A 15,213-nucleotide genomic window follows, 5' to 3' on the forward strand; every position below is an offset into this window, starting at 1 on the left:
GTGCTTGATAATTAGCGCCAGCGCCATCATATTTTATCCAAGTGGGCGCAAAGCAAAGAAAAACAACGGTAGGGCGCCAGTGCATGTTGGGGCAGGCGGTTGGTGCATTGAGGCAGTTACGTGCAGCTCTAACCATCGCATTAAATTCTTTTTGGGCCGAAGGCCCTTATTGGACGCCCTTGTCAGAGCACCGTTTTATGCAGGCGCTATATGTATGAATAAAAATACCCTGATCACAGTCCTGGTCACGATAGTGAGCGCCATCATCTTCTGGAATGTATTGGCGGAGATGGTTGTGTATTACGAGATGGCGGCAACCGGAGCGGAAACCAGGGCTGAGTTGGCAGATGATCTGGGCTTGGGAATTCTACTGTTTGCGGTCGTCCCACCAGGTACGCTGGCTCTTTCTTTAGTTACGGCCTGTATAACGCGGGGTCTACTGAAGCGACACGGACAGTGAAAGGTTGCCAGGTTATGGATCTAGACAAGCTCACCAGACTGCATCGATATGCGGCTTTTATGGCAGGCTTGTTTTTTGTGGCCGGCTTTATAAAGGCGTCTTTCCACGGCGGAGACGCTGATATTGCCGCCGACGTCTGGTTATTCGGCTTTTCGGTTTATTTGCCTTTCTATGTTCTGTATTCGGAGGGTACAGGGATTATCAGCGGGCCTTATGTCGGAGAGATTCAAAAGGAAACTGGGATGGTTGGTTTTCGCCTTCTTCAGTGTCTGTATTTAGTTGTGGCAATCACGTTTTTCTTGCTGACCGTGGGAAACATCACATAACACTCGGCTGTTGCTGGATGCTCTTGCACTACCCAATCCGGCGCCCCTCATGCCTCTCAATGTGTTCCCAGGCTCAGGGTCAGAACGCCCGATTGTTGAGAGAAGTTAAGCTGTCCAAGTACACTCATACCCAGCAGAACCATGTCCGGGTCCATGTCCGGGCTGATGGTGCCGGGTACATTATTGAATGTGATATCGCCCAGGCGGAGTTCTGGAATGGTTGTATTCCAGACACGTACTGTGCCAGCAGCAGTGCGTGCAAGGCTAGGCTGCATCCGGACAAGGCCTGCTTTTTCGGCGATGTGTTCTGAGACAGACACGGTTGTCGCACCCGTATCCAGAATGAAGGTTACGTTTTGGTTGTTGATGGTACCGTTTGCCAGATAATGGCCCTGGCGGTTGGCCTGCAGTTTGATTTCGGTGGTGCCGTCGCGAGAGTGACTGACCAGTTGCTGGTTAGGGTTGGTTTTGTGGGACTCCCAGCTACCGAGTAAATAGGTCGCAGCGGAGAGGAACACAATCCAGAAAACAGCGAAGTAAAGAAGGTATCGGGTTTCGGGTCTGATGATGCCAGGTTTACTCATTCTGTTCCTTTTAGTGGGGCGTCCGACAGGCTGTTTGAAGTCTAACCCATTCCGGGCACAAGAGCAGGGAGGCAGGTAGATTACAGATGTTTGAACGCACTACCATAAAGGTGCCCCAGCTGATTTTCAGCGCGGAATTATGCAGTTGTCGGGCATCGGTTTTGCAGAGCTGCAAGTGTTAAGGCTATAGAAAAAGGAGAAGATGTAAATGGATGAGTCTAAGCAAAAAATTGCACTGTTCATCGATGCGGACAATGCCCCTGCTGGCAAGTTTGAGGATGTTCTCAGTGAAGTCGCCAAATATGGTGTTGTAACCATAAGAAAAGCCTATGGAAACTGGAAAAAAGCTTCCTTGAAAGGCTGGGAGGACCTTCTGCATGAATATGCTATTCAGCCAGTGCAGCAGTACGACCTCTCGAAAGGAAAGAATGCATCGGATATCGCGCTGGTTATTGATGCCATGGATGTGATGTACACCAAGGATATAGACGTGATGTGTTTCGTGTCGTCTGACTGTGACTTCACGCCAATGGTTACCCGTGCCCTGGCCGAGGGTAAGGTGGTTCTAGGCTTTGGCGAACGGAAGACACCCTCGCCATTTGTTAACGCGTGCTCCAAGTTTTTGTTTCTGGACCAGGGACCAGCTAAGAATGATGCAGAAGAAACCATAACGAAAAATATAAAATCAGATACAAAGCTGATCAGTCTGCTTCGTCAGGCAATTGAAGCGACGGAAGAGGATGATGGCTGGGCAGCCTTGGGGCCTGTCGGGTCGCACATTTCAAATAAGACCTCGTTTGATACCAGAAACTACGGCTATAGAAATCTGAGTAGTCTCATCAAGGCAATAGATCTGTTTGAGCTGAAGCGTGGCCCGGGTAATTCCTATCTGGTGAGGGATGTCCGGAAGAAAAAAACGGCGTAATGAACCAGCAACTCAGTGGAGTAAGCCCTAACCACCCTTCCGGCCAAGCTTCTCCAGCACCATCAGCGTATCTGTGTAGTTCACAAGCCGGTTCAGGTACTCGGGGGACAGCTTCTGCATCTCCGCAATAGCCCGGCTTACCAGCCTGTGTGCATTCATCGGGCCGGCATCTTTTGGTGTGCTTTCGATAGCCTGTTGAATGCGGTCATGCAGGGCGTGAGTGCTCTGGTCCGCTTTGGCTCTGGCCATGGCTTTCAGGGGTTGGGGGGTGCCTGTGCCTGATGCTGATGAGGGTTCCTCTGTTGCCCCGAAAATTCTCTGCTCAAGGGCAGAGCGGGGCGTTGTGGCGGGTGCTTCTGCTGGCTGGTTCAGGGCATTCAGTAAGGTCGACAGAGGCGAAGGTTCGGGGGGCGCAGAGGCAGGCTCAGGTTGCTCTGAGGTTTTGAGTCTGGCCTGGTATTCGGATACCGCCTGTTCCAGTTTTTGCCAGTGCGGGCCGTTTTGCAGGTCTTTACCGCGAAGGCGTTGTTCGCAGGCTTCCAGGTAGCGGAAGCGGACAGGGTCAAACCGGTTGGCACCTGAATGCCTGAGTTCTTCCAGCGTTAAATGCAGGACCGAGTCTGCAGTCATCAGTCGCCAGCCTCGCCTTCTTGTTCATCTGTCGTGGATGGTGCCCGTGGCACTGTGCTGATTTCTACCCGCCGGTTCTGAGCCCGGGATTCTGAGTCTGTATTGGGCACAGCCGGGTGATGCGGGCCGAAAGCGGCGGCAAACACGCGGTCGTTGGGCAGGCCCAGGCTGGTGAGGGTTCGGGTAACTGTCAGCGCCCGTTGGGCTGACAACCCCCAGTTATCTCCATAACGGCTGCCGGGATGCATGGGCAGGTCATCGGTAAAACCGCTCACCATCAGCAATTCATCATGCTGTTCAAGATAGGTTTCCAGGGGCGGGACCAGTGATTCCAGCACTTCCTCACCTTCGGCCTGGAGCTGGTCGGAATTGAGCTCAAACAGCACGTTGCCGCTGATGCCAATGCGGCCATCATGGAAGGTTACCAGCCCTTTGGTAAGCGGGTCTTCCAGGGCCTGCTCCAGAGCCATCCGGCGTTGCTCTTCGGCTTCCCGTTTTTCAATTTCCTGGTCCAGCGACTGGCTGAGTTCCAGCTGGATACCGATTACCCACACAAGCATCAGCGCCAGAATGCCCACCAACGCAGCCATCAGGTCCGAGAATATCGCCCAGACTGGTGCGGATTGTTGTTCGCCGCCTTCCAGCTGTTCCATCAGCCGGCCTCGCTGGTGCCAGCCTGGCGCAGTGCTGCGGCGGCATCAATGACATCTTGCTGGGAGCTGACACTCAGGTCGATGATTTCCCGCGCCTGGGCCACGTAGTAGGCCAGTTGTTCGTCGTGACGGCTTCCGGCCTTGTCCAGTGCCTTCTGGATGTCTGACAGGCTGGCGACCACCTGTTGGTTGGACTGGCTGAACAGTTCAATGGCTTGTGCGAAGGCATCGCTCAGGGCGCCCACTTCCTGGCTGCTGCCGGTGATGTCGTTCCCCAGTCTGCCCAGTTGCTGGCTTTGTTCCTGAATCAAGGTGTTGAAGCGCTCGCTGATGTCTGTGAGGGTTTCTTTGGCGCCGTTGATGAGTGAGTCAACCGCACTCTGCTGGCTGTCGGCGCTGTTGCGCTGGCTTTCCAGCAGGCTGTCCAGCTCCTGTACCAGTCGCTGGCGTTCTTCCAGCAGTTCGTTTTCCCGTTCGCTGTTACGGGCAATTTCCGTCTGCAGCTGGCGGATAACCTCGGCTGCGGCTTTCGGGGTTTCGGAGGCGGTTTCAATCAGGCGGGTCATGGGTGTTTCCAGCGCTGTGCCCAGTTCCGCCAGGTGCCTGGCTGCTGTGGCTTCCAGGCTCTCCAGGCGGGTGGCGGCTGATTCTGCCCGCGCGGCTTCCTGATCCCTCAGTCCGGAAAGCTGTTGGCCTATGGTGGATATCAGCTCGTCTATGCCGGTTTTCTGGCTGTTCACCAGGTCTGCGCTGTTGCGCTGGAGGTGTTCCTGATACCCGGTCAGTGACTGCTGCAGGCTGGCAATGAGTTCCCGGGACTGGACCTGCAATCTGGCGAGGTGTTGCTCGCTGTGTTCCTGCAGTCTGGCATGATGCTTTTCACTGTGTTCCTGCAGTGCCCGGGCAGAAGTTGTACTGGTTTTTTGCTGTTCAGACAGGCTCTGCTGCCAGCGTTCGCCAGCCTCTTCTGTGGTTTTCTGGAAACGGGATGTGAGTTCCGCAAGTTGCTGGCGGGCATCATCAGACCAGGCTTGATGCACTGTGTGAGTTTCTTTTTGCAGTTGTTCCATGGCACTGATAACAATGGGCTCTACCCGTTCAGCCGCCTGCTTCGAACTGTCATCCAGCGCCTTGGTCAGCGACTGTGCGACCGAGTCGGCCAGAGTCTGGTAGTGGCTGCCGACTGTGCTGTGGAATTCCTGCTGGTTGCGGGTAAGGGACTGTTCCAGTTGCTGACCGAGCTGTTCCATTCGCGAGGTCATGCGCTCCATGGCCGATGCCATTTCCGGCAGTGCCAGTGCCTGGGTTTCCAGGGCATGGAAAGCCTGCTGGCGCTGATGGTCTGCAGACAGGTGGTGCAGTTTTTCCCGCAGGGTTGAATCAAGCGTCCGGGATTCCTGTAGCCGGTCCCGGCGGCTGAGGGTTGATGCCAGCCCCAGCATGGCTGAGGCAGCAACACCGGCTATGGATGTACCGAAAGCCAGGCTCAGCCCTGCGATGGGTGCGGCCAACGCACTGCGGATGGCACTGAGTTCCGTACTGTTGTCCAGTGCCGAGGCAGCGCCTCCCAGGGTTACGATCATGCCGGCGAATGTGCCTAGCAAGCCCAGCATCACCAGCAGGCCGGTCAGGTAGGGTGTCATTTGGGGCGCGGGCAGGCCTGCGGCATGGCCTTCAATCCGGCGCTGTACGGGAAACTGCATGGGCTGGGGCAGGGCGCCCAGCCAGGCGGTTATCTGGTCATGGGTTTCGGGGAGCTGGTTAACTTTTTCTGCGAGCTGGCGGGTTTGCCGGCGGAAATTCACCAGCTCACCAAAGCCCAGGCAATACACCAGAGCAATAATGCCGGTGAACGCCAGGGCCAGCCTATCGGAACCAATAAAACCTGCGCCGACCCAGCACACCGCCGCAAGGCCGATGGCGAAAGCCAGGGTAAAAAACAGTCTACTCATCATGGGGTCTTGTTAACCTCGTTGTGGCAGGCTTCAAGCAAACCAAGCACCGGCTCCAGCCGAACATCCAGTTCAGCAAGTAACATAATCTGCGTTTCCTCGCAGTAACGGTGGAACCAGTTTTCAGGGGGCTGGCCTGATTCCTGGGTTTGCTCAGAGGGTGTCTGTAAGGCCTGGAAATGCTGTTCCAGTACCCGGGAAATTTGAGAAAAACACTGGCTGGTGTAGCCAGCCATGGTGTGGTCGAACACCGCATCCAGTTCGGCCAACCGGGCCAGAGTCTGCCCCTGGATTTTCATGGACTTGCGTACCTTGTCCCGGAGTTGTCGGCTGTTCGCGGTGATTCTGCGCCTTAGTGCGAGCCAGGCATTCTGCACTGGCTCAAATTCCGGCTCGCCTTCAAATTCCAGCTCATCGGCCCATTCCTGAATGCGGCGAATCAGGGCCCGGCGGGTAGTGGCCAGCTCGTCGGTCAGCGTGTTTACCATCGCTTCCTGCACTTCGCCCGGCTGCCGTGTACGGTAAGCGGTCGCGGCATCCAGGTTCATGGTGTCACCCAGCCCGAAAAGACGGCCGAGCCGTTCGGAAAGGCATGGTAACTGGCTGTGTTCAGGCAGCACGGCGGTATTGGCCAGTTGCTGCAACAGTCTGTCCCTGGGGCCTGTCTGTGCCAGAGGTGCGGATGGCATTGGGCGTGTTCTCACTCGGGTTTCCGGGCAGGTAGCATGCAAGGGCGCTATTCTACTGGCTAAGGGGTTTGAATGATAATGACCTTACTGTGAGGAAATGCGTGCTTTCGGAAGGCAGCGATTGCCAAAGTTACACCAAAACCGGGTAGGCTAGGTTCTGAGAAAAATAATTCAGATTTTTCAGGGAGATTGGATTGTGCGCTTGCGAATACTGTCGGATTTGCATGTTGAGTGTTTTCAGGAAGGTCGTGATCTGCCGGATGTAGCTGCAGATGTGGTTATTCTTGCCGGGGACATTCACCGTACAGGGGAAGGCCTTGCCTGGGCAGCGGAACAGTTTGCCGGGCAGGAGATCATCTACGTTCCGGGTAACCATGAGTTTTACGGTACAAGCATGCCCGATGCGCGTAAGGCCATGGCTGCCGAGGCGGGGCGCCTGGGCATTCACCTGCTGGATAACAACACGGTGGATATTGGCAAGGTGCGCTTTCACGGCACCACACTTTGGACAGATTTTCGTCTGTATGCCGGCCAGCCTGATTATGATCCATCGCAGACGGAAGAGCGCGCGCTCGCCTTTATGCCCGATTTCCGCATTATCGAGCAGCCGGAGGGTGAGGTTTACACTACGGCAGAAAGCCAGAGGCTGCATGCAGAAGCCATTGCCTGGCTTGAGGCGGAGCTGAGCGAACCCTGCTCGGGGCCGCGAGTGGTGATCAGCCACCATGCGCCGTTACCTGAGTGTATTCCGCCGAAATACAAGGGGGATTCGTTATCTCCAGCCTTCGCTTCGGACTTGCGGGCAATGATGGGGAAAATGGACCTGTGGGTTCACGGCCATGTTCACGAACCCGTTGATCTGCAGGTTGCCGGCACCCGGATATTTGCCAACCCGGGTGCTTACCCGAAGGAATATGAGCCACCACTGTTTGTTGCAGACAGAATCGTCGAGGTCTGAGCCCTTGAGGCAAATGGAGAACTTAATGAATGAAACCAGGCGCCCTGTTAATTCTCACAAGGCTTACCATGCACACGTATATTTTGAGAAAGAGACATTGTCTTTTGCGACGTCTTTGTGTGAGCAGGCTGGTAAAAAATTCGGCCTGAAAGTTGGTCGAGTGCATCAGAAGATGGTTGGGCCGCACCCAAAGTGGAGCTGCCAGATTACATTTGGATCTCAGCATTTTGATGATTTTGTTACCTGGCTTGAATTACACAGAGAAGGGCTTACGATTCTGATACATGCTCTATCCGGCAATGATCTGGAAGACCATACAATATACGCGTACTGGTTAGGAGGCAGTGTTGAGCTCGATTTATCCATGTTTGAGCAGGCAATATGACCGCCGTTAAACCACTCTGAGGCTTGTTGTGACACTTTCTTGTGCTGATAACTTTGTTGAAGTGACCACTGCTGAAGCAGCGGTTGATCGTCTCGCCACCCTTTATGGGCAGGCAACCAGCGCACTGCGCGCGGCTCTGAAACAGTATATTAGCGATCGCCAGCTGCCGGAGGATGCCCGGACCGCCTTTCGTTACCCGGAACTGCGCCTGACGTACCGCGCCCAGGGAGAGATGCCCAGCAGTATGCGTGCCTACGCACGGCTGCAGGTACCCGGTGTTTACAGCATCACGGTGACTCAGCCAGAGGCCTTCAGGCGTTATCTGGAGAGCCAGTTGGGGCACATGATGAGGGATTTCGCAGTAGTTGTTGAGGTGGGTTCGAGCCAGGTCGACATTCCCTATCCCTATGTTGTTGAGCAGGGGGACGAGCTTGGTGCTTCGGGTGTTACCGCCAGTGAACTGGCGCGGGTATTTCCCAGCACGGATCTGTCTGCCACCAACGATGGCACCGCCGATGGCCTGTACGACTGGCAAGAGCTGGAGCAAATGCCGCTGGCCCTGTTTGATGCGGCGCGCACGGATTTTTCATTACGCCGGCTGGTGCATTACACCGGCAGCGACTGGCAGCATGTGCAGCCCTGGATATTGCTGACTAACTACCACCGGTACGTTGACCAGTTTATCCGTCACGGGTTGGATATGCTGCAGGGCGACTCGCGCTTTCAGAGCATGGTATTGCCCGGTAATGTGGTGATTGAGCGGGGGATGGCCGAAGGTGAGATGCAGGCGATTATCGACTCTGTGGTCTGGCATCAGTTCCAGATGCCGGCTTATCACCTGAAGGCGGTTGAACCTGAACAGGGCATTACTTTGGTAAATATTGGCGTAGGGCCGTCCAACGCCAAGAACATAACTGATCACCTTGCCGTACTGCGCCCGCACTGCTGGCTGATGATTGGTCATTGCGGTGGGCTGCGGCAGTCGCAGGTAATTGGTGACTATGTACTGGCCCATGCCTATATGCGCCGGGATGGCATCCTTGATCGGGTATTGCCGCCGTACATTCCTTTACCGGCTCTGGCCGAAGTTCAGCAAGTGCTTCAGCAGGCAGCTGCTGAGATTACCGGCGAGGAAGGTGAGACACTCCGGCGCCGGCTTCGTACCGGCACAGTATTAACCTACGATGATCGTAACTGGGAGTTGCGCTGGGCTCAGGAGCGGCCGCAGATTAACCTCGCCCGTGCCATTGCGGTTGATATGGAGAGCGGCACGGTAGCAGCGCAGGGTTATCGGTTGCGTGTACCTTACGGCACCTTGTTGTGCGTCTCCGACAAGCCACTGCACAGCGAGATCAAACTCCCCGGGGCCGCAGGAGCCTTTTACGAGAGAGCAGTTGCCCAGCATTTGCATATTGGCATCCGCGCACTGGAACTGATGCGCAGCGAGCGTTACACCTTGCACTCGCGCAAACTGCGTAGCTTTGATGAGCCGCCGTTCCGTTGAGCCTGGCCAGGCATCGGTTTCATTTTTATGCGTTCATGTTTGCAATTAATGCTAGTCCCAGCGGCATATGCTGAAAGCGCCATGAGAAAAGTCTGGGTGCTCATAATTGTCGAATGCAAACTCAATTTCAGGTGTGGTCAGATCGCAATTCAGTGTTCCTAGCCGCTCGGTAATTGCCCGGGATGGCCCGGCTTCACCGGTCAAGTACCAGAGCAGGTATTTTTCGCCTTCATAGACCAAGCCTACTACTTGCCGGATTCTCGTTTCGTCGAAGAGTTTCCCGGGGCGTCGGGATTTGATCACTTTTTCCGGGAAGCTGAACCGACCATTTGAGTCGGTTCTGACTCTATCGACGTACTCTTTGTCGTAATCAAGAGTTCGGTAGACCTCAATGTTTTCCAGAGGGGTTCCGTTGTTACGGACACTCCCATGTACCTCCGGGGACAGATGGACATCGTATTGCTTAAAGTACTGCTTTATCTGATCAAACATACCTGCATTGGCCTCATGAGGAATAACAAGAACGGTTGCACATAGCAGCAAGGCCATAATGGATTGGAGAAGCAGTGAGTATGATTTTCCGGGCATGGCTATTACCAGCAATGTGCGCCTTGATCTCGGTTTAATCGGAGGAATATTTGGCAAGAGACTGGCTTTTCAGCGCGTAAGCGTCAGGCAGCTTTCGGAGAGGGAGCGAGAGAGGGCGGGTTTCAGGGCAGTTCATCGGCAACATATCCTATGTTGAATTACGCCGCGCGAGCAGGCGAGTCATCCTTGTCAGCACGATTGGAGTGCTAAGATACTTGAGCCAAGACAGAGTCTCAAGCCTCTGATTGATTCTGTATGCGCGTCCGTAGGTGCAATTAATGCTAGTCCCAGCGACATATCGTGGCTGCAGCGTGATTGAAATCTGGAAATTCAAGATTCTTGAATACAACCACCGTTTCCGGTGTGGTCAGATCGCAATTCTGAATCGCCCCTAGTTTCATAGACACCTCCAGGCCTTATAATCAAGGTATCCAGGAGGTTCAATGAGCAACCCACGCTACACCGAAGAATTCAAAATTGAAGCCGTCAAACAGGTGGCTGACCGAGATCATTCCGTTGCCGAGGTCGCTGCTCGATTAGGCGTGTCAGGGCACAGTCTTTATCAGTGGATCAAACGCTATTCCAAGCCCGCCGATCAGCGTCAGCATGACGATGAGCTTCAGGCTGAGAATCGTCGGTTAAAGGCCGAGCTGAAACGCGTATCGGAAGAGCGAGATATATTAAAAAAGGCCACCGCGTACTTCGCCAGAGAGTCCGATTGAGGTACGCGTTTATTCAGAGCCAAGTGGACCAGTACCCGGTGCGACGACTGTGCAAAATGATGTCCGTGCACCCCAGCGGTTACTATGCCTGGTGCGGCAACAAGCTATCTGATCGGGCCCGGGAAGATCAACGTTTGCTGGGTCAGATTAAACACTCATGGCTTGAAAGCGGTGGTGTGTATGGCTATCGCAAAATTCATCTGGATCTTCGTGAAGCTGGTGAGGCTTGCGGCAAGCACAGAGTGGCCCGTCTTATGCGCAGCGAGGGACTGCGTTCACAGACCGGTTATCGCCGCCGCCCAATGTTGCCTGGGTGACTGATATAACTTACATCCGCACCTACAAAGGCTGGCTGTATTTGTCCGTGGTTATCGATCTGTTCTCTCGGCAGGTCGTCGGCTGGTCGATGAAGCCGCGCATGACCTCTGATCTTGGCGCTGGACACACTGTTAGCAGCGGTCTGGCGGCGCAAGCCACAAGGGAATGTCATGGTTCATTCGGACCAAGGCAGCCAGTTTAGTAGTGGTGATTGGCAGAGCTTCCTGAAAGCGAATCATCTGGTGGGCCGCATGAGTCGCCACGGTAACTGCCATGACAATGCAGTCGCCGAAAGCTTCTTCCAACTACTAAAAAGAGAGAGAATTAAACGGCAGATCTACCCGACACGCGAAGCTGCGAGGCAGGACGTGTTCAATTATATTGAAATGTTTTATAACCCAAGGCGCCGGCACGGCACGAGTGGTGACCTGTCACCGGTCGAGTTCGAAAAGCGTCATTACCAGAGTCTGGCGAGTGTCTAGAATACTGGGGGCGATTCAAAGGGATCTGGATAACGTTTCTCGTGACTCTGGATGTATAATAATTGGTTGTGTTTCAGGTGAGTATATAAACGGTCCCTACAAGGTGGATCAGTTATGAATAATTTAAGTGCGGATATTTCTGATCTATTGTATACCTCAAAAGACGGTAGTTTTCATGATTCCTTTGAAATGAGTCTTTTAGAAGATGACGAAATTCCATTTGAAAGGGTGCCGAAGTTAAAAGGTCTAATTGTTGACTCTGAATCTTCGGAAGTTCTTTCAATGTCCCTTTGTGTCGCTAGGTTGTTGTGTTCGTGGGGAGATGAGTTTGGTCTTGAATTTATGGAAAGGCTTGTTGATTCCCGTATAGATAAACGATTTAATTTGAACCCCCATAGGCTCAGAAATTATGACACAACTTACGAAGAGATATTGGATTCCGCAATCTGTTTTTGGGTACGGTACTCCGATCGAGGCATAGAAAAGGGAATATGGGCAAGGGAAAGGGTGAAAAGTCTTGTAAAAAAATTGATCCAACTTTCAAGTGATCTGCCATTTGAAATTAAAGCCCTCTATGATCAGGTGAGTCGAAGTTCATGGCCGGAAATTGTTGAAGATGTAAAAACGCATTTGAGTTTAATTCTGAGTGATGAAAATCAAAGTCTTTGGAAGGTGGTAGATGCTATAGATTTTGTTGATAGGTATGATTCGGATTTTGTTGATCGGTTGCTTTGTGAACATGGTAAAAGTCGAAAGGATTTTTCTAAAAATTAGGGAGGGTCTGATTTGCGGCTGAATCGTTTTTGAATTCGAAAAAAGACCATTCAAAGCCGATTCATGCGTAATCTTCCTCTCTGGTTGTTCGTTTTTTGCCCGTTTCCCGCCATTTCGGCAAAATTCAGGCGCACGGGCCCTATGCCACCAAGTATTTTTCACCGATCAGCAGGTTGCTGAACGCAGCCAGCAAATGCAGCCGGTTACTGTTCTTAGCCAGGCCGCGATAGCGAACCTTGCTGTAGCCAAACACCTGCTTGATGTACCGAAAGGGATGTTCCACTTTTGAGTGAATGCTGGCTTTGATTTTTTCAGTTTGTCCTCATCCAGCCCTTTCCGGGCACTGGGACGCCTGGCGATGAACCAAGATGGTCCAGTTTCAGGCCAGCGAACTGACGCATGGACTCTATCTCGTGCAGGGCGTCTTCCATCGCGGGGTCACTGAGGTTATAGAACAACTGCATGCAGTGAACTCGGAGCATGGCAGACAACGGATAAGGAGGCCGTCCGTTCTCGCCCTTGGGGTAATAACGAGCCACCTTCTTCTCCAGCTGCTTCCACGGAATCAGCTTGTCCATTCGCTCCAGAAAAATCTAGCGACGGGTTTTGCGTTTTTTGATCTGGTACTCGGCTTCGGAGAAGGTGATCTGATCCACGGTGGCAACGATCCTATGCGGTTGACGATGACCGTATTATCGCTGATTTTTGCGACTTGTTCAGAGTCTCCGTAGTGAGTGATGGTTATCTCGGGGAGATAGATTGAGATGAAGTTTATAAAGGTAAATTCGGATACTATCTTTGAGGGAGACATTGAAAAAATGAACAGGCTGAGTACTTTTGTAAATATTGAAGGTAGGATAGTTGTTGTTGATTTGAATAACCTCGAAAGGATAGAGAAAGTTCCTGGCGGCTCCGTAGCCGCTGATTATATAGCTAATAGTCTAAAATTTGGTGTCTCCGATTTTATGGGGAAAAGGATTTATAGCGGAAGGAAGAAAGGGTTGAGGCTATATTGCGTACCTATAGACTCTGAACGTATTCAGGAATATCTGGTCCTCTCATTTGGAGAATTTCAGCCGGGCCGTTTTCTTTGTATCGAAGAGGGGATATTTTCTATGTTATTGTGATTGTGATTGTGATTGTGATTGTGATTGTGATTGTGAGTGTTGAGGATCAGTTCTAATCCTGGATTGGGTGTGTCCAGCGCTCGGAGCTCCTTCAGTATACCGGTGTACGGCTTGGGCAAACGCCAGTACGATGCCCTGGGTGCAGAAGTCCGGATCACCGGCCAAACCAGCGAGCACTACCCGCTACCTGTGCATAAGGACGTACTGCTGGGAGAACAGAACCCCAGAGGCCATTGGCAGTGGTACCTCCGTGACCCGCAAACCGACGAACCCCTGCTCACCCTGATCGACGGCCAGCCTTACTACTACGAACTGGACCACCGGATGATGCCCGTCCGCTTGTGGGATCAGAACGGCCAGAAGGTCTGGCAGGGCAACGCCGATGCCTGGGGCAACTGCCAGCCTGAAACACTCAACAACGCCATTCACCAGCCCCTCAGATTACCGGGGCAGTTTGAGGATGAACTGACAGGCATCGTCCAGAACCGGTTCCGGGATTACGATCCCGCCACCGGCCGGTATCTGACGCCGGATCCACTGGGCCTCCACGGTGGACTCAACAGCTATCGCTACACCCAAAACCCAGTTGATTACATTGATCCGCTAGGGCTTTGTGATGAACAGCAAGCGCAGAAAGGGTTGCTCGCATCGCTCTGGAGCGGCACCATCGATGCGCTGGCCTGGGTGGACGAAAAAACCACCATCCCGGCCTTGGCCGACCTCCAGACCAGTATGCTGGACGGGCTGGATGAGATGGGGGCCAGAGCCCATGCCAGCGGCAACAGCTGGGCTGTCCCGCTTCTTGGGGTGACCTACGCCGCCACCTATACACTGATGCCAACAAGCGCCCTTGATGTTGTGCCGGTTGGTAAGGCGGGTAAGCTGGGAAAACTGGGGGAAAGTGCGGCGGATGCTGGGCAGACGGTAAGACGGACGGATGTTCCAAAGACCATACCGCTGAGAAACCAGGTGGCTGATTTGTCAGCATCTGATCGAGCATTAGTTGAGAGTATTGAAACATTTCGAGCTCATGGTATATCAAATGCCGATGCATTAGATTACATTCAGAATACTCCGGAAGGTCGAAAACTATTTGATATGACATTACAGTCTGCTGGGCCCGATGCTGATTTAGATATAGTGATAAGTAGAGCGGTTGGGTATGTTGAGACGGGCGTTGATATGCCGATACTGAGGGAAATAAACTCGCCTCTGGTTAAAATAGTGCCCTCGGGCGGTGAGTTATCCATATACTCTCCATATTTTACAAGTCAGAAGCAGCTAGATTTGGCGAGGAAAAGCGGAAGGCCGCTGTCGGATGTGTTTGGGTTGCCAGCGATAAACGATAGTGCCAGATATGGTGTGTTCGAAATAGTTCCTTTGAATCCTACTACTGTGTTTGAGTCAGTAATTGCTCCTACAAGTGAGCTAGGTGGAAAACTGACTACTAAAGGAGGAGGTGTGCAGTATATTGTTCCTGATAGATCACAATATTCTCTTCCTAAATTTGTTGAGGTGATTGATGATAATTCATAGGGTTTATGGTTATGGATCAGCAAAAGATTAGACAGCTCGCTGTAGAGTTTGAAGCGGTTGCTAGTAAATATGTATATGACCCAAGTGTCGATATGCTCATGAAGTCCATGAAAGAAATAGTCGAAAATGCAAAGTCTGGCTCGATAGCTGATGTTGTTGAGTATGTGCCTGGCTCCTATTATTTTCAAGAGAAAGGGTTGTCTAAATATTCTGATTTGGAAACTTCATATTCGAAGCTGAAACTGGCTTTAATAACAGAAAAAAAACAATACGATGATTTGAAGGAGTGGGCAGAAAAAAGGAAGCGGGAATTATTTGGTAAAAAGTAGGTTGTGGCTGTTTTTTGCTAATCAATAAGCACTGTCGGATTTCCAGCGATTACCCTGCCACCAAGAGTCGTTTCATCACTCATCTGGGTAACGGCTTTGTCATTGATAAAAACACCAGTTGAGCCGCCTGTGATGGCACCGGATGGCCTTGTACGTACAAGCTTGTCACCTTGGAGGGCGACTGGCAGTGGTACCTCCGTGACCCGCAAACCGACGAACCCCTGCTCACCCTGATCGACGGCCAGCCATACTTCTACGAACTGGACCACCG

The 15,213-nt window shown here is 52.6% G+C and carries 18 protein-coding genes and 2 pseudogenes; 11 read left to right on the top strand and 9 right to left on the bottom strand.

Annotated features, from left to right (window positions below):
* Window positions 1-214: 214 nt before the first annotated feature.
* Window positions 215-460, top strand: coding sequence for a hypothetical protein (locus CPA50_RS01985; protein WP_096780809.1), 246 nt, complete (start codon window positions 215-217; stop codon window positions 458-460).
* A gap of 14 nt (window positions 461-474) precedes the next feature.
* A complete protein-coding gene (locus tag CPA50_RS01990; protein WP_096780810.1) occupies window positions 475-786 on the top strand; it encodes a hypothetical protein in 312 nt (103 codons plus the stop codon).
* A gap of 56 nt (window positions 787-842) precedes the next feature.
* Here the strand turns inward: CPA50_RS01990 and CPA50_RS01995 are convergent, their stop codons facing one another.
* Entirely contained in the window at window positions 843-1,370 is a 528-nt protein-coding gene (locus tag CPA50_RS01995) for a TIGR02281 family clan AA aspartic protease (protein WP_096780811.1), read from the bottom strand.
* A gap of 208 nt (window positions 1,371-1,578) precedes the next feature.
* Here CPA50_RS01995 and CPA50_RS02000 point away from each other — a divergent pair, with 208 nt between their 5' ends.
* The gene (locus CPA50_RS02000) at window positions 1,579-2,295 is read left to right on the top strand and encodes an NYN domain-containing protein (protein WP_096780812.1); all 717 of its coding nucleotides are present in this window, start codon (window positions 1,579-1,581) and stop codon (window positions 2,293-2,295) included.
* Window positions 2,296-2,322: 27 nt separating this feature from the next.
* Here CPA50_RS02000 and CPA50_RS02005 read toward each other — a convergent pair whose 3' ends face one another.
* The 4 genes from CPA50_RS02005 to CPA50_RS02020 are packed head-to-tail and all read right to left on the bottom strand — an operon-like array spanning window position 2,323 to window position 6,234.
* Window positions 2,323-2,925 carry a DUF2894 domain-containing protein gene (locus CPA50_RS02005; protein ID WP_096780813.1) on the bottom strand — a complete coding sequence of 201 codons (603 nt, stop codon included), beginning with the start codon at window positions 2,923-2,925 and terminating at the stop codon, window positions 2,323-2,325.
* On the bottom strand, window positions 2,925-3,578 hold the full coding sequence (locus tag CPA50_RS02010) for an OmpA family protein (protein WP_096780814.1): 654 nt from the start codon (window positions 3,576-3,578) through the stop codon (window positions 2,925-2,927). Before CPA50_RS02010 ends, CPA50_RS02005 begins: the two co-directional genes overlap by 1 nt.
* Window positions 3,578-5,530 carry a DUF802 domain-containing protein gene (locus CPA50_RS02015; RefSeq protein ID WP_096780815.1) on the bottom strand — a complete coding sequence of 651 codons (1,953 nt, stop codon included), beginning with the start codon at window positions 5,528-5,530 and terminating at the stop codon, window positions 3,578-3,580. Before CPA50_RS02015 ends, CPA50_RS02010 begins: the two co-directional genes overlap by 1 nt.
* Complete coding sequence (locus CPA50_RS02020) at window positions 5,530-6,234, bottom strand: DUF3348 family protein (protein WP_227519450.1); 705 nt, start codon at window positions 6,232-6,234, stop codon at window positions 5,530-5,532. Before CPA50_RS02020 ends, CPA50_RS02015 begins: the two co-directional genes overlap by 1 nt.
* Window positions 6,235-6,415: 181 nt before the next feature.
* Here CPA50_RS02020 and CPA50_RS02025 point away from each other — a divergent pair, with 181 nt between their 5' ends.
* From CPA50_RS02025 to amn, 3 genes are read left to right on the top strand one after another with little or no spacing between them, the layout of a single operon-like run.
* Window positions 6,416-7,177: a metallophosphoesterase gene (locus CPA50_RS02025; RefSeq protein WP_096780817.1), complete on the top strand. Its 762-nt coding sequence runs from the start codon at window positions 6,416-6,418 to the stop codon at window positions 7,175-7,177.
* 25 nt (window positions 7,178-7,202) lie between these two features.
* Window positions 7,203-7,562, top strand: coding sequence for a DOPA 4,5-dioxygenase family protein (locus tag CPA50_RS02030; RefSeq protein ID WP_096780818.1), 360 nt, complete (start codon window positions 7,203-7,205; stop codon window positions 7,560-7,562).
* Window positions 7,563-7,590: 28 nt separating this feature from the next.
* A complete protein-coding gene (gene amn / locus CPA50_RS02035; protein ID WP_202971730.1) occupies window positions 7,591-9,066 on the top strand; it encodes an AMP nucleosidase in 1,476 nt (491 codons plus the stop codon).
* Window positions 9,067-9,117: 51 nt separating this feature from the next.
* On the opposite strand, the gene CPA50_RS02040 is transcribed toward amn, so the two are convergent.
* A complete protein-coding gene (locus CPA50_RS02040) occupies window positions 9,118-9,654 on the bottom strand; it encodes a carboxypeptidase-like regulatory domain-containing protein (protein WP_227519451.1) in 537 nt (178 codons plus the stop codon).
* A 443-nt stretch (window positions 9,655-10,097) separates the two neighbouring features.
* On the opposite strand from CPA50_RS02040, the pseudogene CPA50_RS02050 reads away from it, so the two are divergent.
* Window positions 10,098-11,176 (top strand): annotated as a pseudogene (locus CPA50_RS02050) (IS3 family transposase).
* 114 nt (window positions 11,177-11,290) lie between these two features.
* Window positions 11,291-11,950, top strand: a complete 660-nt coding sequence (locus CPA50_RS02055; protein ID WP_096780821.1) for a hypothetical protein — start codon at window positions 11,291-11,293, stop codon at window positions 11,948-11,950.
* Between the two features lie 139 nt (window positions 11,951-12,089).
* Here the strand turns inward: CPA50_RS02055 and CPA50_RS19870 are convergent, their stop codons facing one another.
* Together CPA50_RS19870 and CPA50_RS19875 are read right to left on the bottom strand one after the other, a co-directional pair.
* Complete coding sequence (locus tag CPA50_RS19870; protein ID WP_413772140.1) at window positions 12,090-12,233, bottom strand: transposase; 144 nt, start codon at window positions 12,231-12,233, stop codon at window positions 12,090-12,092.
* Window positions 12,234-12,321: 88 nt separating this feature from the next.
* Window positions 12,322-12,606 (bottom strand): annotated as a pseudogene (locus CPA50_RS19875) (transposase); the annotation flags it as partial.
* A gap of 108 nt (window positions 12,607-12,714) precedes the next feature.
* Here CPA50_RS19875 and CPA50_RS02065 point away from each other — a divergent pair.
* From CPA50_RS02065 to CPA50_RS02075, 3 genes are all read left to right on the top strand, one after another.
* Window positions 12,715-13,077 carry a hypothetical protein gene (locus CPA50_RS02065; RefSeq protein WP_096780822.1) on the top strand — a complete coding sequence of 121 codons (363 nt, stop codon included), beginning with the start codon at window positions 12,715-12,717 and terminating at the stop codon, window positions 13,075-13,077.
* A 111-nt stretch (window positions 13,078-13,188) separates the two neighbouring features.
* Window positions 13,189-14,613: an RHS repeat-associated core domain-containing protein gene (locus tag CPA50_RS02070; RefSeq protein WP_143750714.1), complete on the top strand. Its 1,425-nt coding sequence runs from the start codon at window positions 13,189-13,191 to the stop codon at window positions 14,611-14,613.
* An 11-nt stretch (window positions 14,614-14,624) separates the two neighbouring features.
* A complete protein-coding gene (locus CPA50_RS02075; RefSeq protein WP_143750715.1) occupies window positions 14,625-14,942 on the top strand; it encodes a hypothetical protein in 318 nt (105 codons plus the stop codon).
* Between the two features lie 17 nt (window positions 14,943-14,959).
* On the opposite strand, the gene CPA50_RS02080 is transcribed toward CPA50_RS02075, so the two are convergent.
* Window positions 14,960-15,211 carry a PAAR domain-containing protein gene (locus CPA50_RS02080; protein ID WP_096780825.1) on the bottom strand — a complete coding sequence of 84 codons (252 nt, stop codon included), beginning with the start codon at window positions 15,209-15,211 and terminating at the stop codon, window positions 14,960-14,962.
* Between the last annotated feature and the right edge of the window lie 2 nt (window positions 15,212-15,213).

The organism is Marinobacter sp. ANT_B65, from assembly GCF_002407605.1.
Lineage (GTDB): Bacteria > Pseudomonadota > Gammaproteobacteria > Pseudomonadales > Oleiphilaceae > Marinobacter.